20 protein-coding genes and 1 pseudogene are annotated in these 24,205 nt (G+C 40.5%); 15 read left to right on the top strand and 6 right to left on the bottom strand.

Annotated elements, in window-relative coordinates; translation table 11 throughout:
* Nucleotides 1-249 precede the first annotated feature (249 nt).
* Genes F896_RS07125 through F896_RS07135 form a run of 3 tightly spaced genes read left to right on the top strand, consistent with a single transcriptional unit; the run spans nt 250 to nt 3,924 of the window.
* A complete protein-coding gene (locus F896_RS07125) occupies nt 250-1,821 on the top strand; it encodes a DUF2271 domain-containing protein (protein ID WP_016164199.1) in 1,572 nt (523 codons plus the stop codon).
* Nucleotides 1,822-1,854: 33 nt separating this feature from the next.
* Nucleotides 1,855-2,445: a PepSY-associated TM helix domain-containing protein gene (locus F896_RS07130; RefSeq protein ID WP_016164198.1), complete on the top strand. Its 591-nt coding sequence runs from the start codon at nt 1,855-1,857 to the stop codon at nt 2,443-2,445.
* 9 nt (nt 2,446-2,454) lie between these two features.
* Entirely contained in the window at nt 2,455-3,924 is a 1,470-nt protein-coding gene (locus F896_RS07135; protein WP_016164197.1) for a sulfite reductase subunit alpha, read from the top strand.
* Here F896_RS07135 and F896_RS07140 read toward each other — a convergent pair.
* Together F896_RS07140 and F896_RS07145 are read right to left on the bottom strand one after the other, a co-directional pair.
* Nucleotides 3,921-4,142 (bottom strand): DUF6500 family protein, encoded by a 222-nt coding sequence (locus tag F896_RS07140; RefSeq protein WP_016164196.1) that lies wholly within the window; start codon nt 4,140-4,142, stop codon nt 3,921-3,923. The two genes, F896_RS07135 and F896_RS07140, sit on opposite strands and share 4 nt — an antisense overlap.
* A gap of 160 nt (nt 4,143-4,302) precedes the next feature.
* Nucleotides 4,303-6,375 carry a TonB-dependent receptor plug domain-containing protein gene (locus tag F896_RS07145; protein ID WP_016164195.1) on the bottom strand — a complete coding sequence of 691 codons (2,073 nt, stop codon included), beginning with the start codon at nt 6,373-6,375 and terminating at the stop codon, nt 4,303-4,305.
* Nucleotides 6,376-6,660: 285 nt separating this feature from the next.
* Here F896_RS07145 and F896_RS07150 point away from each other — a divergent pair, with 285 nt between their 5' ends.
* The 4 genes from F896_RS07150 (at nt 6,661) to F896_RS07165 (ending at nt 12,128) form a co-directional block, all read left to right on the top strand.
* Complete coding sequence (locus tag F896_RS07150; RefSeq protein ID WP_016164194.1) at nt 6,661-8,865, top strand: TonB-dependent receptor; 2,205 nt, start codon at nt 6,661-6,663, stop codon at nt 8,863-8,865.
* Nucleotides 8,866-9,182: 317 nt separating this feature from the next.
* On the top strand, nt 9,183-9,368 hold the full coding sequence (locus F896_RS07155; protein WP_016164193.1) for a hypothetical protein: 186 nt from the start codon (nt 9,183-9,185) through the stop codon (nt 9,366-9,368).
* 326 nt (nt 9,369-9,694) lie between these two features.
* On the top strand, nt 9,695-11,014 hold the full coding sequence (locus tag F896_RS07160; RefSeq protein WP_016164192.1) for an NCS2 family permease: 1,320 nt from the start codon (nt 9,695-9,697) through the stop codon (nt 11,012-11,014).
* 115 nt (nt 11,015-11,129) lie between these two features.
* Nucleotides 11,130-12,128 (top strand): adenosine deaminase, encoded by a 999-nt coding sequence (locus tag F896_RS07165; RefSeq protein ID WP_016164191.1) that lies wholly within the window; start codon nt 11,130-11,132, stop codon nt 12,126-12,128.
* 41 nt (nt 12,129-12,169) lie between these two features.
* Here the strand turns inward: F896_RS07165 and F896_RS07170 are convergent, their stop codons facing one another.
* Nucleotides 12,170-12,724 carry a cytochrome b gene (locus F896_RS07170; RefSeq protein WP_016164190.1) on the bottom strand — a complete coding sequence of 185 codons (555 nt, stop codon included), beginning with the start codon at nt 12,722-12,724 and terminating at the stop codon, nt 12,170-12,172.
* A 224-nt stretch (nt 12,725-12,948) separates the two neighbouring features.
* Between F896_RS07170 and F896_RS07175 the strand changes: the two genes are divergently transcribed.
* On the top strand, nt 12,949-13,332 hold the full coding sequence (locus F896_RS07175; protein ID WP_016164189.1) for a hypothetical protein: 384 nt from the start codon (nt 12,949-12,951) through the stop codon (nt 13,330-13,332).
* A 30-nt stretch (nt 13,333-13,362) separates the two neighbouring features.
* Nucleotides 13,363-13,938, top strand: a pseudogene (rnhB, locus tag F896_RS07180) (ribonuclease HII); the annotation flags it as partial.
* A 57-nt stretch (nt 13,939-13,995) separates the two neighbouring features.
* Here the strand turns inward: rnhB and csrA are convergent.
* The 3 genes from csrA to alaS all read right to left on the bottom strand — a co-directional run bounded on the left by csrA (nt 13,996) and on the right by alaS (nt 18,534).
* A complete protein-coding gene (gene csrA / locus F896_RS07185) occupies nt 13,996-14,259 on the bottom strand; it encodes a carbon storage regulator CsrA (RefSeq protein ID WP_016164187.1) in 264 nt (87 codons plus the stop codon).
* Nucleotides 14,260-14,496: 237 nt separating this feature from the next.
* Nucleotides 14,497-15,777, bottom strand: coding sequence for an aspartate kinase (locus F896_RS07190; RefSeq protein ID WP_016164186.1), 1,281 nt, complete (start codon nt 15,775-15,777; stop codon nt 14,497-14,499).
* A 66-nt stretch (nt 15,778-15,843) separates the two neighbouring features.
* The gene (gene alaS, locus F896_RS07195) at nt 15,844-18,534 is read right to left on the bottom strand and encodes an alanine--tRNA ligase (RefSeq protein WP_171069665.1); all 2,691 of its coding nucleotides are present in this window, start codon (nt 18,532-18,534) and stop codon (nt 15,844-15,846) included.
* A 257-nt stretch (nt 18,535-18,791) separates the two neighbouring features.
* Here alaS and F896_RS07200 point away from each other — a divergent pair, with 257 nt between their 5' ends.
* The 6 genes from F896_RS07200 to F896_RS07225 all read left to right on the top strand — a co-directional run bounded on the left by F896_RS07200 (nt 18,792) and on the right by F896_RS07225 (nt 24,091).
* Nucleotides 18,792-19,817 carry a type I glyceraldehyde-3-phosphate dehydrogenase gene (locus tag F896_RS07200; protein WP_016164184.1) on the top strand — a complete coding sequence of 342 codons (1,026 nt, stop codon included), beginning with the start codon at nt 18,792-18,794 and terminating at the stop codon, nt 19,815-19,817.
* A 39-nt stretch (nt 19,818-19,856) separates the two neighbouring features.
* Nucleotides 19,857-20,168, top strand: a complete 312-nt coding sequence (locus F896_RS07205) for a hypothetical protein (RefSeq protein ID WP_016164183.1) — start codon at nt 19,857-19,859, stop codon at nt 20,166-20,168.
* 67 nt (nt 20,169-20,235) lie between these two features.
* Complete coding sequence (locus F896_RS07210; RefSeq protein WP_016164182.1) at nt 20,236-20,742, top strand: GNAT family N-acetyltransferase; 507 nt, start codon at nt 20,236-20,238, stop codon at nt 20,740-20,742.
* Nucleotides 20,743-21,153: 411 nt separating this feature from the next.
* Nucleotides 21,154-22,320: an ATP phosphoribosyltransferase regulatory subunit gene (locus F896_RS07215; RefSeq protein WP_016164181.1), complete on the top strand. Its 1,167-nt coding sequence runs from the start codon at nt 21,154-21,156 to the stop codon at nt 22,318-22,320.
* A 57-nt stretch (nt 22,321-22,377) separates the two neighbouring features.
* Nucleotides 22,378-23,697 carry an adenylosuccinate synthase gene (locus F896_RS07220; protein ID WP_005204729.1) on the top strand — a complete coding sequence of 440 codons (1,320 nt, stop codon included), beginning with the start codon at nt 22,378-22,380 and terminating at the stop codon, nt 23,695-23,697.
* A 76-nt stretch (nt 23,698-23,773) separates the two neighbouring features.
* Nucleotides 23,774-24,091: a putative quinol monooxygenase gene (locus F896_RS07225; protein ID WP_016164180.1), complete on the top strand. Its 318-nt coding sequence runs from the start codon at nt 23,774-23,776 to the stop codon at nt 24,089-24,091.
* Nucleotides 24,092-24,205 lie beyond the last annotated feature (114 nt).

Genomic DNA, 24,205 nt, shown 5'->3' with positions numbered 1-24,205 from the left:
AGTATCAGTTGCAATATTATTTCGATAAATTTTTAATCGTTTTTATGCCATTAGACATATACAGATGAACACGTTATTTTTCTCCCTAATGTGTATCTCAAGTGAATGGAATGTTTTTGATTTTATTGAAAATAAGATAATTTCGCTTTCATGTTATTTTGGTTGTAATTCATGCGTGAGACCAAGCCATTTGCTTTTTATTAAGCGCATGTATTGGCTTAGGTAAATCTTAGAAAAGGAACCTTAACGATGTCATCAACGCAACAAGCTTTTCGCCCTGTTCAAATCATATTTCGTTTATCACCGTTGATGGCAGCCATCGCTGTATTTATGTCTCCAGTCACTACGGTTCAGGCCAACGAAAGTGCTGTAAAGGATCCCCAAACATTACAAGCGCTAATTCAGATTCCTAGTTATAGTTTTCACCAAGATCATATTTTAGGGACCTCTTTAGATGTTGTTGTAACCACAGCACATCAAAAAGATGCAGAAAAGGCATTACAAGCGATTCAGAACGAAGTGGCACGTTTGGACAAGATTTTATCGGTGTGGCGTGATGACAGTGAAATCAGTCAACTCAATCGTGAACAACAGATCGCTGCTTCATCTGAACTGTATGAGGTGATTGCAGCATGTGAGCAGTGGCGCAGTGCAACCTGTGGCGGCTTTGATGCACGTTTAGGCCAATTGATTAAGTTGTGGGAACAAAGTCATCAGGTACACAAGCTGGATGATCAAACTCAAGAAGCTTTATTAAGCCAATTAAAAAACCAAAGCATTGAGTTAAATCCGAGAACCAAACAGATTAAACTGGATCCAGCCATTAAAGTCGCACCTGATGCCTATGCAAAAGGCTATATAATTGATCGTGCCTTGATTGCTGCTAAACAAGCCGTGCCACATTTGCAGGGGGTTTTGATCGATATTGGTGGTGATATGCGGGTGTGGGGTCAATCACCACAACAGGCGGGCTGGAAAATAGGGATTCAAGATCCAAATGAACGATTTGATAATGCTGCACCAACACAGGTTTTAAATATTAAAGATCAAGCGGTGGCATTGAGTGGGCAAGGTTACCGTTCATTGGCAGGTCAATCGCATTTACTCAATCCACAAACAGGTATGCCGATTCAAACCGTTGAACAATGTGTTGTGGTTGGACAGTGTGCTGCGGATGCAGATGCTTTGGCAACGGCTTTAACCGCAATGTCACCTCAGGAAGGTATGCAACTGATAGAGGAATTGGTTGGATTTGAAGCACAATTGGTTGCGAGTGATGGTACAAGCTATCAAAGCTCGGGTTGGTCTACACTTTTAGATGCCAATCAGCCTGCGATTCTTCGACATGTGGCTGCTAATGGTGCAGCAACAGCTTGGCCTAAAGGTTATCAGGCTCAAATTGAAGTGAATATTCCAAAACTTGCCGTTGATAATTACCGTGCACCTTATGTTTCGGTTTGGGTGACAGACAATGATAAAAAGTTAGTGCGTACTCTTGCAGTTTGGGGTAAAGATGAGAGGTGGCTGAACTCAAACTATGTGTGGTGGCGTCGATATGGTCGTCAAATGCCAAATCTGGATGCGGTGGCTAAGCCATCACGCCAACCGGGACAGTACCGTTTAGCTTGGGATGGTAAAGATGAAACTGGTAAAGCTGTCGATGCAGGTAAATATTTAATCCATATTGAAACCTCTCGTGAGCATGGTGATCATTCATATCAAAGTTTTGAATTAGAAGTAGGGCCGAAAGCGGTAACAAAAACACTTCCTGCGCAGGTAGAAATTGGTACGCTGAAACTAAACTTCCAACGTGGTGCTTAATTAAAAGCCCTACTTATCTATGAGGCTTATCTCTTGTATCAACGCCGTGATTTTTACCGCCATGCCCGCTATGTGCATGGCTGGCTCTCTGCATTTGCGTTCATTGTTCTGATCTTTTTTGCTGCAACAGGACTATTACTAAATAATCCCGATTGGTTTAAATCATCCAATAATGAACAAATCGTAAAACTCACTTTACCAGCTGCTTTTGTGAGTGCCATCCAAAAACAAGAGAATCCAACTCAGGCGATTCTGGATTTTGTTCGCGACAAGCAGCCGTTGATTGGACGTTATAAAAGCAGCGAAGTGATGGATGGGGAGGTAATGATTCGTTTGGAAAGTCCAGCCGGTTCAACAGATCTTTGGGTATTGATGGATCAAGGTGAAGTTGAAATTACCCAAAAACCAGCCACCACTGTGTCCTTATTAAATGATTTGCATCGGGGTAAAAATGTCGGTGTGACTTGGCATTGGCTCATTGATATCAGTGCGATTATCATCATTTTATTGTCTTTGGCGGGCTATATTTTATTTCTCACCATTAAAACCCGTTTAATTACGCATCTACTGCTAACAGCAGGCAGTATAGCGGCAATTATTTTACTCATTTGGTTTGCCATTTAAGGTGACATCATGACTCAGGCTGTACTGATCGTTATTGCTCTATTGGCAATACTATTGAGTCTGCATCTTTTTTTGGTTGTGTGGCTATATTGGCAGCAAAGAAATTCAAAATCATCCCCGCAATCGCATCCTTCATATTTGGTGGTCTATGCCAGTCAGTCTGGACATGCCGAAATTTGGGCGAGACATACCGCAGAGCAATTACGTTTAGTTGATGATCAGATTGTGGTCAGAAATATTCAAGATCTGAGTATCCATGATTTAACTGAGCAACAGCGAATTTTATGGGTGGTTAGTACCTATGGTGAAGGGGATGCACCGGATAGTGCACAATCCTTTATCAATAAAGCTTTTACTCAAGGCTTAGATTTATCTCATTTATCTTTTGCAATATTGGCATTAGGAGATAGACGCTATGCTCACTTCTGTCAGTTTGGGCAGCGATTGGAACAATGGTTGCTACAACAACAGGCACAGGTTTTATTTGACACAATTTTAGTAGATCAAATGAATAGCCGTGATTTAGAACAATGGTTGAGTGGGTTAGAACAGCTGACTTCAATGCAGTTCAGTGATTTAACCCATTCACAACAAATATTGCAATTAAAGTTTGCGCATCGACAGTGTTTAAATAAAGGCAGTATCGGCGAGCCTATTTATAAAGTTCAATTGATTGGTGATGAGGACTTGGTTTGGTCATCAGGTGATATTTTAGAGATCCAATGCGAAAACAATCTGGATGATATAGAAGCATTTTTGCAATCACAGCAACAGCCAATCCATACTGAATTAATTGCTCAATTGAGCACCCTGAATTTAAGAAAATTACCAATCAAAGCAGAGCAGTCCTTTCAGCAATGGTTAACCCAATTTGAGCGCTTACCCAAGCGTGAGTATTCGATTGCTAGCTTGGCTGAAAATGGCTTAATTGAATTGGTGGTCAGGCAACAACATACGGAAGCAGGTCTGGGTTTGGGCTCTGGCTGGCTGACACAGGGCTTGCAGCAAGACCAAATCTTAAAAGCTTATATTCGCCATAATCCAAGTTTTAATTTGCCGCATGATGCAAGACCTTTGATTTTGATTGGCAATGGTACTGGGATTGCAGGGTTGCTGGCACATTTACGCCAGAGAGAGCATTGGGGTTATAAACAAAATTGGTTGATCTTTGGTGAAAGACAGCAGCAATTTGATCATCTTTATCAGGCTGAAATTCACTATTGGCAGCAACATGGCTTTCTGGATCAGGTTGATTATGCATTTTCCCGTGATCAAGCCGAAAAAATCTATGTACAAGATTGTTTAAAAGCACAATCAACTCGATTACAGGCTTGGGTCAATCAAGGTGCTGCAGTTTATGTCTGTGGTAGCCTTAAGGGAATGGCGAGTGGTGTTGATCAGGCTTTAACAGAAATTTTGGGCCTTGATTTGGTGGAGTTGCTTAAACAAGAACAGCGCTATCAACGCGATGTGTATTAGTCGGATTCAGCTAAAACTAGTGCTTTAATTTTGCTGGCTTTTTCAAAGTGATCCAGTCGATGCTCCATGACCCACCAATGGGCAGCCTCCATAAGGCGCTCAGGATCATCATTTTTATTGGCGAAGAAAGCATAAAAAGAAAGCCCGACGTTTTCGCCTTTTTTGGCCATTTTTTCATCGCAAATATGTATGATTTTCGCTTTTAATTCGGCTCTCATCTTGTGTTCTAAGCGGCTAATTAGAATTGGATGCAGATCATAGCATTCTAAACATAAGCCAGTGTCATCATTTAGTTTTAATATTTATTTTGAAATTAAAAAAAGTCAGCTCGAGATAAGCTGACTTTTGATGCTTCAATCATTTTAAAGTGGAAGAAAATTAGAATTTTTTCTCAAGGCTAAACTGTAATGAAGGAATACTTTCATTGGTTCTCGCCTGATATAAGCTGCCATCTGTTTGATGGGTGAGGCGTTCCTTATAATTAGTACTTAAGACGTTATTGAGATTAAGACTCGCTGCCCAGCCATGACTAAAGCGTTTGGTTGCACTCAAATCTAAACTAAAACGTTCATTGGTGGTGCGATCATAGGGCTGACCATCTAAGGCACGGGTAAATTCAGGCGTGTAACTGACGTTCACGCTGGTCGATAGTTGCCATGGTTTATAGCTATATGATAAGCCCGCACTGGTATTATAAGGCGCAACATCACTGGCTAAGCGTTCACGGTGTTGTTCATCTTCAATTTTGGCGCGAACCGTTGATATTTGCCCATTGAGCATAAACGCATGTCCAGCTTCAGTTTGCTTGAGTGCATAGCGGCCTGAGAATTCAACACCATAAGTGGTTGCTTGATCTTGGTTCTGTGGACGTTCTACGTAACGTGTGCCTTCAAGTGCAATGACTTTTTCAATGTAATCTTTAATTTCACGATGATACGCCGTGACACTCACACCGCCACTAGCAGAATCATAAGCAAGGGTGGATTCAGCTGCACGAATTTTTTCTGGTTTTAGATTTGGATTGCCGCCACGATCAGGATTATTTAAGCTACCTGCATCACTATCTGTAGAGACAGTCACATTCGGAACTAGTCGATCTGTATTTGGGCTTTTAAACGCTTGGCTTAAATTGGTTTGAATCGACCATTGCTCGGTGAGATCAAAACGATAAGCCAAAACAGGACTTAAATGTTGGTCTTGATAATCAACCAAGCCTGAACGGTTAAGCCATTCTTGACGTGCACCTACAGTGATAGTTTGGTGATCTGTAAAACGCCAACTACCCTCACCATAAACAGCATAGCGTTGTTCATCAAGGCTTTTGCTCACATTGCTATCGAGTTCGTTGCTACGTGTATCAAAACCAAATTTAATTTGACGGTCTTTATCTAATTTACGAACCCCATCATAGGCAAGACCGTACTCATTTACAGTTTCATCCGTATAAATTGTATTTTGTGGCGAGCGGGTGAGTTGGGTTTCCGTTTGGCGTTCGACTGATAGACGAATTTTATCACTCAGGTCTTTGTCTTTACGTTCATAACGCGTGTTTAAGCGAATACTATCGTTCTTGTCATTTTGAGTCTGATTAGATGAATAGCCATCCATTTTAATATTGCGATAGAACAATTCAGCAATCAATTTTTGTTGATCATCCAGATCATATTGCAAGCGAGGCGAAAACATCTGCATGGTACGGTTGGTGGTACGGAGTTGTTCCCGTGTTCCCGATGCTGTTTCAGTTTTGGTGATCGAGGTGTTGTCCATCCACATTTGATTGGCAGAGACACTATAAGACCATTGGTTTTCACGACCGTCTGCTTGAATGTTGATTTGCTTGCGTTCAGATTGTTGTTCACCGCTATCGCGTAAGCCATAGCCGAGTTTCACTGAGCCATTTAAACGGGTGTTCAGCGGTTCTTTTAAAATGATATTGATTACGGCTGAGGATGCAACAGAAGCTTGGGCAACACTAGGTTGTTTGACCACTTCAATACGTTCAATCATTTCAGGGGTAATGGTGTCAATAACCGACATGCCACCACGGGGGCCGCCTTGCACGGGCTCGCCATTGACTAAAAATGTGGGTGCGCCACCACCACGGAAACGCATGCCTGAAGCACCACCGCCACCGCGTGGCCCTTGGCCAAAAGCAGGGATCTGAAAACCAGCAGCGCGTCGTAAAGCGTCCATGACGGATTGATCACCATATTGCAGCATTTCTTCACGGCTAATGATGGTTTTAGGTACAGCACTAATATCATCATCTTTGGCTTTTTGGGGTTCTGCAGAAGCTTTGAATGAAAGGGTAGGTAAAACCTGTGTACTTGATTCTGTTGATGTTGAAGAGGGAGACTCAGTTTGAGGTTCGGCAGCGTAAATTGATGCACTTATACCAAGTAAAGCTGAGCTGAGTACACTTAGTTTTCCATAACGCGTAGAATTTTTCATTATCAAACCCCAAAAAATGATCAAATTATTTTCTGTGTAGCCTAATGTAAAATTGTGTAGAAAAATGGAATTTATTCCTAAGAACTCAAAGATTTAAAAAATATTTTTAGGATCGGATTTTAAGATGAAAATGAAGCATAAATTTTAAATGCATAAGAAATGGCCTATTAAGTTAAAAATTAATGCAAAAAATGATGAAAATGAGAATGATTTTTATTAAAATTGTAGTGTTTTTTTGTTTTTAATATTTTTTTAATTTTTGTCTGAGTTTTTTTGAGAAATTTTATGCGTTCTTTACCTTTAAATATGCATCACAAGCCTATTTTTAAATTTAGCTTGTTAACCATGATGCTGTTGCAAGCACAGTATGCTTTTGCCAATGAGGCAGCGGCGCCAACAGCCGTGATGCCAACCATTAAGATCGAAGCAATGAGCGAGCTTGATCCGATCAAAAGTTATATCGATTATGATCAGGCAAGTGTGACCCGTAACGGTCTTAAGAAAAAAGACATTCCACAAACCATCGATACCATTGATGTGCAAAAATATAAAATTTATGGCGCCAATGATCTGAGTGTCATGCTACAAGGAACACCGGGTGTAACAACAACATATGATACACGTGGTGATGGCATTATGATTCGTGGGTTCAGTGCCGATACCAGTGATATCTATCGTAATGGTGTGCGTGAAGGGGGGCAAGTACGTCGTAGTACTGCCAATGTAGAACGCATCGAGATTTTAAAAGGTCCTGCATCTGTACTTTATGGCCGTGGTGCAGGCGGTGGCGTCGTGAATATGGTCACTAAGTTTGCCAATTTTGATTCAAAAAGTTCTGTTGGTGTTTATGGCGGATCTTATGAGAATATTGGTGGTACTTTAGATATAAACCAAGTCGTGAATGATAACTGGGCTGTACGTTTAGTTGGCGAAAAGTCAGATACCAATAGTTTCCGTTCAGGTATTGGTACTAAGCAATCTATGTTTTCACCAAGTTTGACTTATCGTAGTGATGATGAAAAATTACTTTGGACTACAGAATACACCTACGATAAATTAGATCGTATTCCAGATCGTGGACCATCATTTTCGGTATTAAGCCGTTTCCCTGAAAATATCTTGAGAGAAACAGGTTTTGCAACCTCATCGGATTTCATTATCGATGAATTACAAACAGTACGTACTGACTTAAAATATGAATTTGCGCCAGATTGGAAGTTCCATTGGGCATTAAGTTATCGACAAGCTAATCAAGATTTCGATAACTTCTTTGGTGGAAGTTATTGTACTGATAGTACAAAAGGCTGTAAACCAGGTTACATCAAGCAATCATATGCTTGGCAAGAAACTATGAATAAAACAACAACGAATACCTTTGATATTACGGGTAAGTTTAATACGGGGAAATTAGAACACCAAGTGATGGTCGGTGCAGACTGGTCACATGAGGATCGTGAACCGAAGTTGGGTAACTATTCAAGTGGGGATAGTGCTGGACTCTATTATCAATTAATCAATCCATATAATACAACGGATTACCAGACCTCTTTTGATCGTAGTCTAGGTCGACCAAATGCAACGTCTTATACGCACCAAAACAATGATAGCCTAGCATTTTTTGTACAAGACTTAATCTCATTAACACCGACACTTAAAATGATGCTGGGTGCCCGTTATGATCAATATGGGGTCAAAACACGAGATACTTTAGTTGGTTCAAAAACATATGGAAAATCAGTTTCTATGGATTCTGAGACTTTCAGCCCTAATGTCGGATTTGTTTGGCAACCAATTGATGGCCAAAGTTTTTATACATCATATAGTAAGAGTTTTGCACCATTTGGTGGTAGTGCAGGGGTTTCACCATTTACCAATGGTACAGTCGATTTGAGAACAGTGAATGCTGAACCTCAATATAATGAGCAATATGAAATTGGGATTAAAAGTGATTGGTTCAATGATCGCTTGAATACCCAGTTCTCTGTTTTTGATATCCGAAAGAAAAATATTCGTTATCGTCCTGATCCTGACAATCGTCCTTTTGATTATGTAATTGGTGGTGAACATCAGTCTAAAGGCGCTGAATTTAGCTTTATTGGTCGCGTACTTGATAATGTATTTATCCGTGGTGGTTATGGGTATACAGATGCAAAAGTAAAAGATGATAAAGAAAAGTCAGCCAATACAGGTCATTACTTAGCAAATGTGGCAAAAAATACAGGTAATTTATTTATCCGCTATTTACCTGTAGAAAGTATCTATACCGAGGTCGGTGCGACCTATAATGGTTCCCTATATACAAATATTACAAATGCCCCAGATACAAAACTTGATGGTTGGACACGCTTAGATGCTGCTGTTGGTTATAAAGGAGAACATTGGGGAGCGACTTTAGCAGTGAGTAATCTCACAGATAAAGTGTATTGGAGATCAAATACGATGCCAGGTACACCACGTAGCTTCTTGGTACGTTTAAACTACCAGTTCTAATCTAAACACGTTAATGTGACTTTAAGCACTTTTGTCTAGACAAAAGTGCTTTCTTATTTTTAGCTGCTGAAAATGAACAGTTTTTTCTGTTATAAAGATATAATTTACATCTATCTTATTGAATTATATAAAATGTCATTGCTAAAAAAACTGGAATATTCTAATATTTGATTGAGTGAAAATTAAGCAAAAAACTTATTGGAATAACTGTATAATTGTGATGTGGTTATCATTTGTGATTTTAATATGCGTTTTTGTTCTCCTTTTCGGTCTTTTTTGTTAGCATTAAAGAAAACTTTATAATAGAGATAATAATAATGAAGATTAAGATTGCGATCGCTTTGGTCTTTTCTGTATTTATTTTGGGTTATGTCGCCTATGTGGATGCCCAAACCAAGAAACGCCAAGAGCTAATGAAAATTGTTCAAGATGCCGAAAACAGCTTGAATACGATACAGCACAGCCAACATACGCATTTATCCTCTTATCAGCGTAATCAGTAGTTTTGTGCTTTGCTCAGAGGGCGTTCTTGGTGCAATTATCCCATATTGAGCATCAAATGCGCTTTTTTTGTATTGTGATACTCAAGTTTTGAATAGAATCTGTTAAAATATTTACCATTAAATAAAAAGCTGCATGTTGATATGCGGCTTTTTACGTTTTGATATCGGAATCGAATTTATACATATCTTCTGTGTAACAAGTGCAAAGCTGGCATATAGATTGCTTTTAGCCTTGTATACATTTTTGTGTACATTCAAAAAAGATTGCAAACACAAACGTATAGATTTCACATTCTACGATCTTAGATTTCAACAGGTGCTATGTTATGACAACGCCTAATGCTTCGGCTGGTTTGTTAGAACGCTTATTTAAGCTGAGCGAAAACAAAACCAACTTTAGAACGGAAGTTCTAGCAGGTGTAACTACATTTTTGACGATGTGTTACATCATCATTGTAAACCCACTCATTCTTTCTGAAACTGGCATGGATCATGGTGCTGTGTTTGTTGCAACCTGTTTGGCTGCGGCAATTGGGTGTTTGGTCATGGGGATTATTGCGAACTATCCAATCGCACTTGCACCTGGAATGGGCTTAAATGCTTATTTTACCTATTCTGTTTGTTTAGGCATGGGCGTGCCTTGGCAAACTGCTTTAGCTGCAGTTTTTGTGTCAGGTTTGGTTTTCCTTGCAATTAGCTTCTTTAAAATTCGTGAAGCGATTGTCAATGCAATTCCAATGTCACTGAAATTTGCAATTGGTGGTGGTATCGGTTTATTCCTTGCCTTAATTGCACTGAAAAATGCAGGTATTATTGTTGATAATCCAGCCACGTTAGTTGGTCTAGGCGATATCAAGCAACCAACGGTCTTATTGGCCTTATTTGGTTTCTTAATGATTGTGGTTTTGCATCAGTTTAAAGTACGTGGTGCGATCATTCTCAGTATTCTGGTTGTGACTGCGATTGCAACTGCAATGGGCTTGAATGAGTTCAAGGGTGTTGTCGGTCAAGTTCCTTCTTTAGCACCTACCTTTATGCAAATGGACTTTGAAGGTCTATTTACCGCCAGTATGGTTGGGGTGATTTTCGTCTTCTTTATTGTCGATTTATTTGACAGTACAGGTACCTTAGTTGGTGTGTCACATCGTGCAGGCCTGCTTCAAGATGGTAAATTACCACGTTTGAAAAAAGCACTATTTGCTGACTCAACTGCAATTGTAGCGGGTGCTGCTTTAGGTACATCGTCAACTACACCTTATATTGAATCAGCTTCAGGCGTTGCAGCTGGTGGACGTACGGGTTTAACCGCAGTCGTTGTTGCATTCCTATTCATTGGTTGTTTGTTCTTGGCACCATTGGCTCAATCGGTTCCAGGTTTTGCAACAGCACCCGCATTGTTATTCATTGGTGTGTTGATGATCCAAGGGATCACACATATCGATTGGGATGATATTACTGAAGCTGTTCCTGCCTTTTTAACCATCGTGTTTATGCCATTTACCTATTCAATTGCTGATGGTATTGCGATGGGCTTTATCAGCTATGCATTGGTTAAACTATTCACAGGTAAGGCAAAATCAGTACCATATATGGTCTGGATTATTGCAGCACTGTGGGTATTTAAGTTTGTTGCATTTGGCGGCTAAGCAAATTCTTTTATCATTTTCTTCTTGAGCTGTATATGTTTGCAGTTCATTGTGAAGAGAGCCTAAAAGGGCGTTATTTCGATAACACCCTTTTTTCTTTAGACGTGGAGTTAATATGAATCAAATCGAGCTGATTCGTGCTTTACCCAAAGCCGAATTGCATGTGCATATTGAAGGGACTTTTGAACCAGAACTGATGTTTGCAATTGCACAGCGTAATCAGATTCAGATTCCTTATCAATCGGTCGAAGAAGTGAAGCAAGCGTATAACTTCCATAATCTTCAATCTTTCTTAGATATTTATTATGCGGGCGCAAATGTGCTGGTGCTTGAACAAGATTTTTATGATCTTGCTTGGGCATATTTTGAAAAATGTGCTGAAGATCGTGTGGTACATACCGAAATGTTCTTCGACCCACAAACGCATACTGAACGTGGGGTTGAATTTGCAACTGTGTTGGCTGGTTTGAAGCGTGCCTGTGCAGATGCAAAAGAAAAGTTAGGAATTAGTTCACAGTTGATCATGTGTTTCTTGCGTCATTTAAGCGAAGAAAAAGCATTTGAAACGCTGGAACAGGCATTGCCATTTAAAGATGACATTATTGCGATTGGTTTAGACTCAAGTGAAGTTGGGCATCCTCCAGCGAAATTTGAACGTGTTTTTGCCAAAGCGCGGGAAGCAGGATTCTTGATTGTGGCGCATGCAGGTGAAGAAGGTCCACCAGAATATATCTGGGAAGCGCTAGATTTGCTGAAAGTGAATCGTATTGACCATGGTGTGCGCTCAGAAGAAGACGACGTTCTCATGACACGTTTAATCGCTGAGAAAATGCCTTTAACAGTTTGTCCTTTGAGTAACTTAAAGCTTTGTGTTGTAAAAGATATGGGGGAGCATAACATCCGCCGTTTATTACAGAAGGGCGTGCATGTGACTGTGAACTCAGATGATCCTTCATATTTCGGTGGTTATATGAATGATAACTTTGTTGCGATTCAGCAAGCTTTGGATTTAAGCAATGATGAATTAAAGCAACTGGCAATTAATTCTTTTGAAGCTTCATTTATTTCTGAGGAAGAAAAACAGAAATGGATTGCTGAAGTGAAAAAGATCTAAATAAAAAAACCGCCTTAGGCGGTTTTTTTATGTCTAAGGATTTATTTAGGTTGGCGCAACATACTGAGCAAGACATTGTCTTTATCAATCAAGTGATGTTTGATTGCCGCTAAAGCATGTCCTGCAACTAATAAGCCTGCAAACCATGAGAGATAAATGTGAATTGGTTTAACAATTGCAAGTAAGTCTGGATTGTCTTGTACTAGACGCGGAATTTCAAATAAATATAAAACAGGTGCAGGGTGTCCAGCGCTCCAGCTAAATAAACAACCTGTAATTGGCAGTGCGAGCAGCATTAAATAAAGCAGGAAGTGTCCAACATGTGCCAAGGTTTTCATCAAGGGAGACATAGTGTCTGGTAATTGGGGTGCAGGGTGGGTATAACGCCAAAAGATGCGAATTACAACCAAGAAAATAATGGTGGTCGCGATATTTTTATGCAGGGTAATCACATTACCCTTAAAGCTTCCGTCAACCTCATAGCTGAGGAAGTTACCACTATAGAAACCAATCAACCAGGCAGCAATGAAAATAGCAGCCATGAGCCAATGAATAATTTGTGCCGTACGGGTGTAATATTGTGCTGAGGTTGGCATTGCAACATCCTGGCTTTGTTATTGATGATTTGTTTTAATTCTAGATAGCCCTTATTGTTTCGCATACAACGGAAATGTAACGGAGCGTTTTACCAGTAGAACGTTGTAGTGCTTATAAATCATTTATCATTGTTATATTATGTAAAGATAGCACAGGGTCATATCATAAAACGTGTCATTTAGGCACAATACGCCTGCCAAAATTTAGATACGGGATAGAAATCATGAAAAAGTTGGTACTTATTGTTGCCCCTGTTGTTTTAGCTTTAACAGGCTGTGTGACGCCAGATGGAAATAACTCGGTTGGTGCAACTTCACAGCAGTTGGGCATGGCTGCATTAAAAGTTGCTGTAAATGCAAAATGTATTAATGAGATTAATACACTACCTGCATGGAAAACTGCGACACGTGTAATGACAGCAGAACAGCGTGAAAATATTCAAACTGAAGTGTGTGGCTGTGTTAGTGAAAAAGCACCAAATAGCGTAACTGCAGTTGAATTGGCGACAGCAGCTATTGATCCAACAGCACGTGCGACGATTGTAACTCAAGTGGTTTCTCAAACTGTAAATGCATGTGTGGCTGAAACTTTCAAGAAAGTGGGTTAATAAGATAAGGCTGAGTCATCGGCCTTTAGAGATTTTTTTATGAGAGTTGCTGGTGTAGATGAGGCAGGGCGTGGACCTTTAGTGGGTTCTGTTGTTGCTGCCGCAGTCATTTTAGATCCAAATAATCCGATTGAGGGTTTAAATGATTCTAAAAAGTTAACCGAAAAAAAACGGGAAAAGCTATTCTTGGAGATTCAAGAAAAAGCTTTGGCTTGGTCAATTGCGGAAGCAACCCAGGCTGAAATTGATGAATTCAATATTTTACAAGCCACTTTTCTTGCAATGCGTCGCGCAGTAGAAGGATTAGCGACCTCTCCAGCAAAAGTAATCGTGGACGGTAATCAGATTCCAAAAGGAATTACGATTCCGTGTGAAGCGATTGTGGGTGGGGATGCTAGCCATGCAGAAATTAGTGCAGCCAGTATTTTGGCTAAAGTGACGCGTGATCGTCAAATGCAAGAGCTAGATCAGCAGTTTCCTGATTATGGATTTGCGAAACACAAAGGTTATCCAACTAAAGCACATTTTGAAGCCATTGCGGCCCATGGTGTAATTGATCAACACCGCCGTAGTTACGCGCCTGTTAAGAAAGCTTTAGGGCTGTAAAAACAATTAAAGCGACTAATTATAGTCGCTTTAATCATTCGAGAAGAATGCGGCATATTAACGATTGAAGTTATTATGTTGAGGAAAATCATTATTCTCTTCTTCATAAGAATGTTGATAATCTTGATCAAGATGTTGCAGATGCTCATGCATGGCACGTTCATGTTGGATACGTTGGTAAATTTCCTCACGATGCACAGAAACTTCTTTTGGAGCATTTACACCAATACGCACCTGATTGCCTTTTACGCCAAGCACAGTAACACTGACTTGATCCCCAATCATTAATGTTTCTCCGACACGACGGGTCAGAATCAGCATGTTTATCTCCTTGCTAAACGCTTAAACTTGCGACAGGGAATTCATTGTTTGAAAGCACAGCCTAATATACAGAAAACTCTAACAGAAATATGTAAAAAACATTTTTTTTCGTAAGTTCTGTGAGAGTCTTTTTAAAAACCTCAAGGCTAATATAACAGAGCCACTATAAGAAAAACTATAGTGGCTCTGTTTTTTTTCTTATTTACTTGCGAGTAAATATGTTTAAGCAGCTATTAATTAAGCGCGTGCACTGCTTTCGCCATGTTCACGATCTAGGCCAAAAGCTGTATGTAAACAACGAACTGCCAATTCTAAATAGTTTTCTTCGATGATGACAGAAACTTTGATTTCTGATGTAGAAATCATGAGAATATTAATGCTTTCTTCCGCTAATGCAGTGAACATTTTGCTCGCCACACCTGCGTGAGAACGCATACCAACACCAACGATAGACACTTTTACGATGTCATCACGCGTCACAACTTCACAACCGTCAATGCTGTTTGCAGTTTGTTCTAAAATTGCTTTTGCTTTTGCCAAGTCAGTACGATTCACGGTAAAAGTAAAATCTGTTGTACCGTCTTCTTCAACATTCTGGATAATCATATCCACTTCGATGTTGGCATTGCTGATCGGCGACAAGATTTTAGATGCGATACCTGGTTCGTCAGGAACACCTAAAATAGTGAGTTTTGCTTCGTCACGGTTAAATGCAATACCTGCGATGATTGGTTGTTCCATATCGTCTTCCGCCTCAGTGGTAATTAGTGTACCTACGTTTTGTTTGAAATCTTCATCAAATGCACCATCGTTATCATTATCAAAGCTTGATAATACACGTAATGGCACTTGATATTTGCCTGCGAATTCAACAGAGCGAATTTGTAAAACTTTCGAACCTAAAGATGCCATTTCCAGCATTTCTTCAAAAGAAATACGGTCAACTTTCTTCGCTTTAGGCGCTACACGAGGGTCAGTGGTATAAACACCATCTACATCGGTATAAATTTGGCATTCATCTGCTTTTAGTGCTGCTGCAAGTGCAACGCCTGAAGTATCTGAACCGCCACGACCTAAAGTTGTGATATTGCCATTCGCATCATAACCTTGGAAACCAGCGACGACGATGACACGACCAGCATCTAGATCAGCGGTCATTACATCAGTATCAATGGATTCAATACGTGCTTTGGTAAACGCGCTGTCAGTTTTGATACCAACTTGACGACCTGTATATGATTTAGCTTCTACACCAATTGAATTAAGTGCCATAGCTAACATGGAAATCGTTACTTGTTCACCCGTTGACACCATTTGATCTAATTCGCGTGGGTCAGGGGTGCTGGTAATGGCTTTGGCAAGCGCAAGTAAGCGGTTAGTTTCACCACTCATTGCTGATACAACCACGACCACTTTGTGACCATGATCATGCCAACGCTTGACACGATGAGCAACATTTAAAATGCGCTCAGGAGTACCCATAGAGGTACCGCCATATTTTTGAACGATTAATGCCATAGTTGTTCCATATAAGCCATGACCCTGAGAGGCATCAGGGTCAGTTACACAAAAGTGAAGTTTTTATTATTGCTCAAGCCAAGCAGGTAATGCTGCGATGACTTGATCAAACTTCTCGTTAAGTGGCGCGCCACCTTGTGCTAAGTCAGGTTTACCACCACCTTTACCACCAAGCTCTTGAGCCAAGTGTTTGATGATGTCACCTGCTTTTAGAGTTGCAGCGTATTGTTTAGCGACGGAAGCGATTAAACTCACTTTATCACCTTCAACACCAGCTAAAATAATGACTGCATCTTCTAATTTTGATTTTACGCTGTCATGAAGATTGCGTAATGATTTGGCATCTAAACCTTTTACCGATGTGATAAGCGTTTGACGACCCGCAATTTCTTTCACTTGATCCAGTAAATCAGCTGCTTGGAAGCTAGCTAACTTTTGATTCAATTGTTCTATTTGCTTTTGTAGGCTCGAAGCAGTTTCAACAATTGCTTCAACTTTCTCTACAGTTTGGTCTTTTTGCGCTTTCAGCAAACCGTTGATGATTTGGATATCTGTTTCTGCTTTTTGAACCACTTCAAGCGCTTTGGTGCCAGTCACGGCTTCAATACGACGAACGCCCGCAGCAACACCACCTTCAGAAGTGATTTTAAATAGACCAATATCACCCGTACGCTTAACGTGAATACCACCACAAAGTTCGATCGAGAAGTTTTTCTCTTCAATAATAGAACCCATAGAGAGTACGCGAACTTCTTCGCCATACTTCTCACCGAACAGCATCATTGCACCTTTGGCTTTTGCTGATTCAATATCAAGTAATTCAGTTGTTACAGGATTATTCGCAATGACTTCAGCATTAACTAAACGCTCAATCTGTTGCAATTGTTCAAACGAAACAGGTTGGTCATTGGCAAAGTCGAAACGTAAAATGTCGCTTGCAACCAAAGAACCTTTTTGTTGTACATGCTCACCAAGAATTTGACGTAAAGCTGCATGTAAAAGGTGAGTAGCTGAGTGATTACGTGCTGTTGCAGCACGAATATCTGCTTTAACCGTTGCTTCAACATTTTGAGTGGCTTTGAGGCTACCCATGGTCACGATACCTTGATGGACAAAAGCGCCACCAGATTTTTTGGTGTCTTGAACTTCGAAGATACCTGTATCGTTTTTGAATAGACCTGTATCACCGATTTGACCACCGCTTTCCGCATAGAAAGGGGTTTGGTTCAATACGATAAGTGCTTCGTCACCTTCGTTGATTTCATCAACTTGAACGCCATCTTTATAAATCGCAACAATTTGACCTTGGCCCTGAGTCGCGTCATAGCCATCAAACTGAGTTTCGCCTTCAACTTTGACAATGCTGTTGTAATCAACTGCAAACTTACCCGCATCACGCGCGCGTTGGCGTTGCGCAGCCATTTCAACTTCGAAACCAGCTTCGTCAATGGTAAGATCACGTTCACGTGCGATATCAGCAGTTAAGTCAGTCGGGAAGCCGTAAGTATCGTAAAGTTTAAATACGGTTTCACCAGCAATCACATTGCCTTTAAGTTGTGCCAATTCGCCTTCTAACAACTTCAAGCCTTGCTCAAGTGTTTTAGCGAATTGCTCTTCTTCTTTAAGAAGCTGTGCTTCGATGCGTGCTTGTTGTGCAGCAAGTTCCGGATAAGCCTCACCCATGACTTCAATCAGAGGTTGTAACATCTTATAGAAGAATGAACCTGTAGCGCCTAACTTGTTACCATGACGTACGGCACGACGAATGATACGACGCAATACATAACCACGACCTTCATTTGAAGGATTTACACCGTCAGCAATCAAGAATGAACATGAACGAGCATGGTCTGCAATGACTTTTAACGATGCTGGATATTCAACTGGTTTATTTTGTGCTTTCGCTTCAGCTTCAATTGCAGTGGTATCTAGACCAATGATGTCAGCTGCCGCCTTTAATAAGTGTTGGAACAGGTCAATTTCGTAGTTTGAATTAACGTGTTGTAAAACAGCTGAGATACGCTCCAAACCCATGCCTGTATCAACAGAAGGTGCTGGAAGAGGGTGCATAACACCATCCGTAGTACGGTTGAACTGCATGAAAACGTTGTTCCAGATTTCGATGAAACGGTCACCATCTTCTTCTGGAGTACCTGGTAAACCACCCCAGATGTGGTCACCGTGGTCATAAAAAATTTCAGAACACGGACCACAAGGGCCTGTATCGCCCATTGCCCAGAAGTTGTCTGATGCGTATTGGCCACCTTTATTGTCACCAATACGGATAATGCGTTCAGCATCGATCCCGATTTCTTTGTTCCAGATATCAAATGCTTCATCATCGGTATGATAAACCGTGACATATAAACGATCTTTCGGTAAGCCTAACCACTGTTCGCTGGTCAAAAATTCCCAAGCAAATTTCAGTGCATTTTGTTTGAAATAATCACCGAAAGAGAAGTTACCTAACATTTCAAAGAAAGTGTGGTGACGTGCTGTATAACCTACGTTGTCGAGGTCATTGTGTTTACCGCCTGCACGCACACATTTTTGTGATGAAACAGCACGGACATAGTCGCGCTTTTCTAAACCTAAGAAACAATCTTTAAACTGGTTCATACCAGCATTGGTAAACAGCAAAGTTGGGTCGTTGGCGGGAACGAGAGAACTCGAAGCGACACGTGTATGCCCTTGCGATTCGAAATAACGCAAAAATGCTTCACGGATTTCAGCTGATGTCATAAAGCGAGTACTCACAACCAAGACACTCCATAATTTTGAATTTGGCTATATGCAACAAGGTACGTTGTGTCTAACGTTCTACAATCGAACCCAGTGCGTGGCATAGATTTTAAAAGTGCTAAATTATAACGGAAAATACCTGCCTCACCAACGATTTTACAAGCAATATCATATAAAACTGTGTTTAAGCTAAAAATCTATATTCAACAATGCGCTTGATGTTTTACCATATAGCATAGAAAAGATGATGTTTTGATGAATAAGGACGCTACATGCAACGTATCGCTATCAATGGATTTGGTCGAATTGGTCGGAATGTATTACGTGCGTGGTTTGAGAGTCCTAAGCAGTTTCAGTTTGATATTGTTGCCATTAATGATATTGCTGATGTACAGACTTTGGTGCACTTGTTCAAATACGACACCACGCATGGTCGGTTTGCAGGACAGGTTGAAATTCAAATTGAAAATCAACATATTTTTTTGAATATCCAGTCCAATCAACGTCAGTTAAAATTACAGGTTTTTAAGCAGGCTCAGCCAGAATTATTACCTTGGGCTGACTTACATATTGATGTGGTGCTTGAATGTACAGGTCTATTCCGTTCACGTGCCGATGCGACACGTCATGTAGAGGCAGGTGCGAAGCGTGTGATTATTGGTGCTGCGCCTTTTGATTCTGTCGATGCGGCGATTGTCTACGGTGTTAATCACAATGACGTAAAGGCCACAGATCAAATCATTTCCAGTGTCTCATGTACCACACAGGCCTTAGTGCCGCTGGTCAAAATTATTGATGATGCGTTTGGTATTGATACCGCATTAATGACAGAAATCCATGCGGTCACAGCCGATCAATCGGTTTTGGATCATGCGCATCGAGATTTACGTCGCGCACGTGCCTCAGGGCAAAATATTATTCCAACCACATCGAGTGCCTTAGGTGCATTGAAACAGGTCATGCCGAAAATGGAAGATCGGATTAATGGTTATTCGATTCGTGTACCGACCATTAATGTGGCTGCCATTGATCTCACTTTTGTTTCGCATTCACCGATTACCGTGCATAAAATCAATGAAGTTTTGAGCAAGGCGGCGCAATATGATTATGCACAGATTATGCAAGTGACGGATGAAGATCTGGTATCAAGTGACTTTAATCATTCGCCATATTCCCTGATTGTGGATTTAACTCAAACCATGGTTGTGGGGCATCAAGCAAAAGTTTTTGCGTGGTATGATAATGAATGGGGATATGCAAATCGTTTGCTAGATTTGTGTGAAACTTTTTGTGATTAATATTTTAAATAAGATATAAAAAATAATGTGGGGTGTCGCATGACATTAATGTTGATTTGGGGATTTCTTGCTGTTTTATTGGCGGCGGTGGCTTTTTTATTCTGGTTTCAGTTTAAAAGCGTAGAAGTACCAAACTCAGATATTCAGGTGCTACAACTTGAAGAAAAAGTGGTGCATCTGGAGTTGCATCTAAAAAAGAGTTTGGAAATCATGCAGGATCTCGCTAAAAAGATGCATGTACAACAAGAGGTTTTAGATCGAACTGTGGCAAATATCGCTGCACTAGAAAAACAAAATGTTGAAATGGTAAATTTGCTAGAAATTGTAGTAAAAGGCGGGAAAGGAAATTAATAAATATAAGCTAACTTCTGAGAATCTTTTATAAAAATCCAGATGCGCGATAAGTTCGAGGTATTGAATGGGTCTAGACTTGAATGAATTGGTGGTTCGTCTCACTACCGAGGACGATTGGAAAATTCTTCAAACTGTTCGTTTAGAGTCACTGCTTGATAGTCCAGATGTTTTCGCTGCTAATTATGCTACTACAGAGAAATATAGTGAGTCAGAATGGCGTGACCGTGCCTCACAAAAGACTAAATTTCAATATATTTTAGCAATTAAAGGGGATCGAGCAATTGGAATTATTGGTGGAACTCAAAACGCTGCACGTGAATTTAATGTGATCGCTATGTGGGTTAATCCTATGTTTCGTGGCACAGGTATAGCCGATCTACTGATTTCTGCGATTAAGAATTTAGCAGTTTCTAAAGGTCATTCTAGGATTGTATTAAGCGTATCTCCAAAAAATGAGCGAGCAGTCTGTTTATATTCTAGGCATAATTTTGTGTTTATAGCTGAATGGGAATCTTTAGCCCTGAGTTCAGGTGAAAGAAATCAAAAAATGGAATGTGTGTTTTTAATATAAGCTAAGAACAAGACCTTAAGGCGTTTCATTTATTTCGGGTAATCGCTGCTTAAAAGGTTCGTAATTTCGGACGGGCTGTTTTGCATTTAATTCCCAAGCAATCAATGCTATAAAAAATCATATTTGATCAATTGTAAGCAGGGTGATAGTTCAGATATTGGGCAGTTCTTAGGGGCGAGAAAATGGAGTTATATTCCCAGTGCGTAGTTTTAATCTATTGAATATACTCGTTAATTTTTCCTATTTAATTAAGTCGGTTGATCATTAAACCAGAAAGATTTATTCAAATTCTAAGGTGCATCACAGAAATCTTCGTGCTACACTACGCTGAATCGGGCATTCACCCGATTTTTTTATGTGGTTGCTTTTTGTGTGGATGCTTCCACATTGAACAGATTTTAGGTTTGGAACATGGCCATTTCAGAGACATGGTTGCTCCCTGACGGGGTAGCAGATGTATTGCCAGAACAAGCGCAAGTTGTTGAAACGTTGCGCAGAGAAGCTTTAGATTTCCTCGCAGTTCGAGGTTATCAATTGGTGTATACGCCATTTATTGAATACATCGAATCGCTATCTTTACTCTCAGAGTCTAATCAAGATTTAGATTTAGTCACTTTCAAAGTTATTGATCAACTGTCTGGCCGTTTACTCGGTGTGCGTGCGGATATGACTCCGCAAGTTGCGCGTATAGATGCTCATGTTCGACCAATTGAAGGTGTAGCACGTTATTGCTATGCAGGTTCAGTCCTGCATACCAAACCACAGAATTTTAATGCAACCCGCGCGCCTTTGCAGTTAGGTGCAGAGTTGTATGGTCATGACAGCATCGAAGCAGATGTTGAAATGATCAACGTCATGTTGGCGTTAATTGAGCATACCCATACTTTAGAGGGTGCTCATTTAGATTTAGGTCATGTCGGTTTATTCCGTAGTCTGGTTAAACGCGCTGGCTTAAATAAAAATACCGAAAGTGAACTTTCTGACTTATATCAGCGTAAAGCTTTTCCAGAGTTAGAAGAATTCACTCAAGATTTAGCGATGGGTGCAGACTTTTATGCTTTAGGTCGTTATGCAAGTGACCTCAATGCACTAGAAACGCATTTAAGCCAAGATATTTTAAATGATGCGGATTTCAAAAATGCATTCGCTGCATTGAAATCTACATTAGCGCAAATCCAATCACGTTGGTCGAATCTGAACATTGGGATAGATGTCGTTGAATTACGCAGCTATCACTATCATACAGGTTTGATGTATGCCATTTACGCACCGAATCGTGCCGCACCACTGGCTCAAGGTGGTCGTTATGATGGTATTGGTGAGCATTTTGGACGTGCGCGTCCAGCAACTGGATTTAGTTGTGACTTATATGCTTTAGGCGCGACACAGTTTGTAGAAATTGAAACTGTAGTTGCACCGAAAGGCAATGATCAAGATTTATTAAATACAATTGCAGAGGTGCGTGGCAAAGGTTCACGTGTGGTGCAGTTGTTGGGTAATGATGATTTAAGCTCAGTGCCTTATGCGACCCATCAGTTGGTGTCTCAAAACGGGCAGTGGGTGATTGAAAAAATTTAATTGCCAAGTTTTAAGACTTGGTTTCCAATTTTAACAGCATGATGTAATGAGGCTATTATGGGCAAAAATGTTGTGGTACTTGGTACCCAATGGGGCGACGAAGGAAAAGGTAAAATCGTCGACCTGCTCACAGATCAAGCGGCTGCGGTAGTTCGCTACCAAGGCGGACACAACGCAGGCCATACGCTTGTGGTAGGTGGTAAGAAGACTGTATTACACCTCATTCCATCAGGTATTTTACGTGAAAACGTATTGTGCTTAATCGGGAATGGTGTTGTTCTTTCTCCTGAAGCCTTAATTAAAGAAATGGCGATTTTGGAACAAGAAGGCGTACCTGTTAAAGAGCGTTTACGTATTTCTCCAAACTGTCCACTTATTTTGCCAAACCACATCGCGCTTGACCAAGCACGTGAGAAAAAACGTGGTAATGCGAAAATTGGTACAACTGGTCGCGGTATTGGCCCAGCTTACGAAGACAAAGTTGCACGTCGTGCTGTACGCGTAGCAGACTTGATTCGTGGCGGTGCTTTACTTGAGGAAAAACTCAAGGAAATGCTTGAGCTTCATAACTTCCAACTGACTCAATTCTATGGCGTTGAAGAAGTTAAGTTTGAAGATGTACTTGCACTTTGTGATGCATGGCGCGAAGTTCTTGCTCCATTAGTGATTGATGTAACAACTGTTTTACATAATTACCGCAAAGAAGGTAAGGCAATCATGTTCGAGGGTGCGCAAGGTTCATTGCTTGACATCGATCATGGTACTTATCCATTTGTAACAAGCTCGAATACAACTGCTGGCGGCGTAAGCTCTGGTTCAGGTATGGGTCCATTGCATTTAGACTATGTATTGGGTATTACCAAAGCATATACAACACGTGTAGGTGCTGGTCCATTCCCAACTGAGTTGCATTACGATGCAGCAACAGATACAGGTGATGCGATTGGTCGTCACTTAGGTACAGTTGGTCATGAGTTTGGTGCGTCTACTGGCCGTCAACGCCGTTGTGGTTGGTTCGATGCTGAAATTTTACGTCGTTCGGTTGATGTGAACTCATTATCTGGTATTTGCTTAACTAAACTTGATGTATTAGATGGTTTAGAAGAAGTAAAAATCTGTGTGGGTTATGAAGATGTAGATTCTGGCTGTGCTGGTTCTTCTGATGCGATTTCATTCGAAAGCTTGAAACCAATCTATGAAACGATGCCGGGTTGGAGCGAGTCTACTGTTGGTTTGACTCAAATTGATCAACTTCCTGCAAATGCATTGGCATATGTACGTCGTATTGAAACTTTAATTGGTTGCCCAATTGATATCGTTTCAACAGGTCCTGACCGCGCAGAAACAATCGTATTGCGTCATCCATTTTCAGCATAAGCTGAATCGATGACAAAAAAGCTCTCATGAATTTGAGAGCTTTTTTTATGGGAAATATTTCGGGAGAGCGAGGTAAATGACGTTAAAACTGATTGCTGAAGATTATATCCAGCCAGAGAAAATTGATGAGGTGTTACCACTTTATCAAGCGCTGATAGAGAAAACTAAAGCTGAAGCAGGATGCATTGCCTATGATCTTTACCATGACCATAAACAAAAGGGGCATTTTGTTTTTATCGAAGAATGGGTTAATCGTGAAGCACTGGATTTACATGTACAGTCGGAGCATTTTCAGCGATTAGTGCCTCAAATTGATCAATATCAAATACAGGCTGGGCGTTTTACGCATCTGCATCGCTTCGAAGTTTTGTTATCTGATAAAGACGATGGATAAGTTGATCTGGAGTCAAAGATCAGCGATAGCAAAAAATTAGATTTTGATTCCAATCTTTGTTATTTCACAGTCTAAAAAATCCTCGTTATAGTGATTCTACGTTCAAATAAAGAG

The sequence above is a fragment of the Acinetobacter genomosp. 15BJ genome, assembly GCF_000400715.1.
GTDB lineage: Bacteria > Pseudomonadota > Gammaproteobacteria > Pseudomonadales > Moraxellaceae > Acinetobacter.
This window is presented reverse-complemented; position numbering and strand designations above follow the sequence as displayed.

Excerpts from the sequence above, each read along its gene's own strand:
- F896_RS07125 (WP_016164199.1), top strand. The coding sequence starts at position 250 with ATGTCATCAACGCAACAAGCTTTTCGCCCTGTTCAAATCATATTTCGT.
- F896_RS07135 (WP_016164197.1), top strand. The coding sequence starts at position 2,455 with ATGACTCAGGCTGTACTGATCGTTATTGCTCTATTGGCAATACTATTG.
- F896_RS07140 (WP_016164196.1), bottom strand. The coding sequence starts at position 4,142 with ATGAGAGCCGAATTAAAAGCGAAAATCATACATATTTGCGATGAAAAA.
- F896_RS07145 (WP_016164195.1), bottom strand. The coding sequence starts at position 6,375 with ATGAAAAATTCTACGCGTTATGGAAAACTAAGTGTACTCAGCTCAGCT.
- F896_RS07150 (WP_016164194.1), top strand. The coding sequence starts at position 6,661 with ATGCGTTCTTTACCTTTAAATATGCATCACAAGCCTATTTTTAAATTT.
- F896_RS07155 (WP_016164193.1), top strand. The coding sequence starts at position 9,183 with ATGAAGATTAAGATTGCGATCGCTTTGGTCTTTTCTGTATTTATTTTG.
- F896_RS07160 (WP_016164192.1), top strand. The coding sequence starts at position 9,695 with ATGACAACGCCTAATGCTTCGGCTGGTTTGTTAGAACGCTTATTTAAG.
- F896_RS07165 (WP_016164191.1), top strand. The coding sequence starts at position 11,130 with ATGAATCAAATCGAGCTGATTCGTGCTTTACCCAAAGCCGAATTGCAT.
- F896_RS07170 (WP_016164190.1), bottom strand. The coding sequence starts at position 12,724 with ATGCCAACCTCAGCACAATATTACACCCGTACGGCACAAATTATTCAT.
- F896_RS07175 (WP_016164189.1), top strand. The coding sequence starts at position 12,949 with ATGAAAAAGTTGGTACTTATTGTTGCCCCTGTTGTTTTAGCTTTAACA.
- csrA (WP_016164187.1), bottom strand. The coding sequence starts at position 14,259 with ATGCTGATTCTGACCCGTCGTGTCGGAGAAACATTAATGATTGGGGAT.
- F896_RS07190 (WP_016164186.1), bottom strand. The coding sequence starts at position 15,777 with ATGGCATTAATCGTTCAAAAATATGGCGGTACCTCTATGGGTACTCCT.
- F896_RS07200 (WP_016164184.1), top strand. The coding sequence starts at position 18,792 with ATGCAACGTATCGCTATCAATGGATTTGGTCGAATTGGTCGGAATGTA.
- F896_RS07205 (WP_016164183.1), top strand. The coding sequence starts at position 19,857 with ATGACATTAATGTTGATTTGGGGATTTCTTGCTGTTTTATTGGCGGCG.
- F896_RS07210 (WP_016164182.1), top strand. The coding sequence starts at position 20,236 with ATGGGTCTAGACTTGAATGAATTGGTGGTTCGTCTCACTACCGAGGAC.
- F896_RS07215 (WP_016164181.1), top strand. The coding sequence starts at position 21,154 with ATGGCCATTTCAGAGACATGGTTGCTCCCTGACGGGGTAGCAGATGTA.
- F896_RS07220 (WP_005204729.1), top strand. The coding sequence starts at position 22,378 with ATGGGCAAAAATGTTGTGGTACTTGGTACCCAATGGGGCGACGAAGGA.
- F896_RS07225 (WP_016164180.1), top strand. The coding sequence starts at position 23,774 with ATGACGTTAAAACTGATTGCTGAAGATTATATCCAGCCAGAGAAAATT.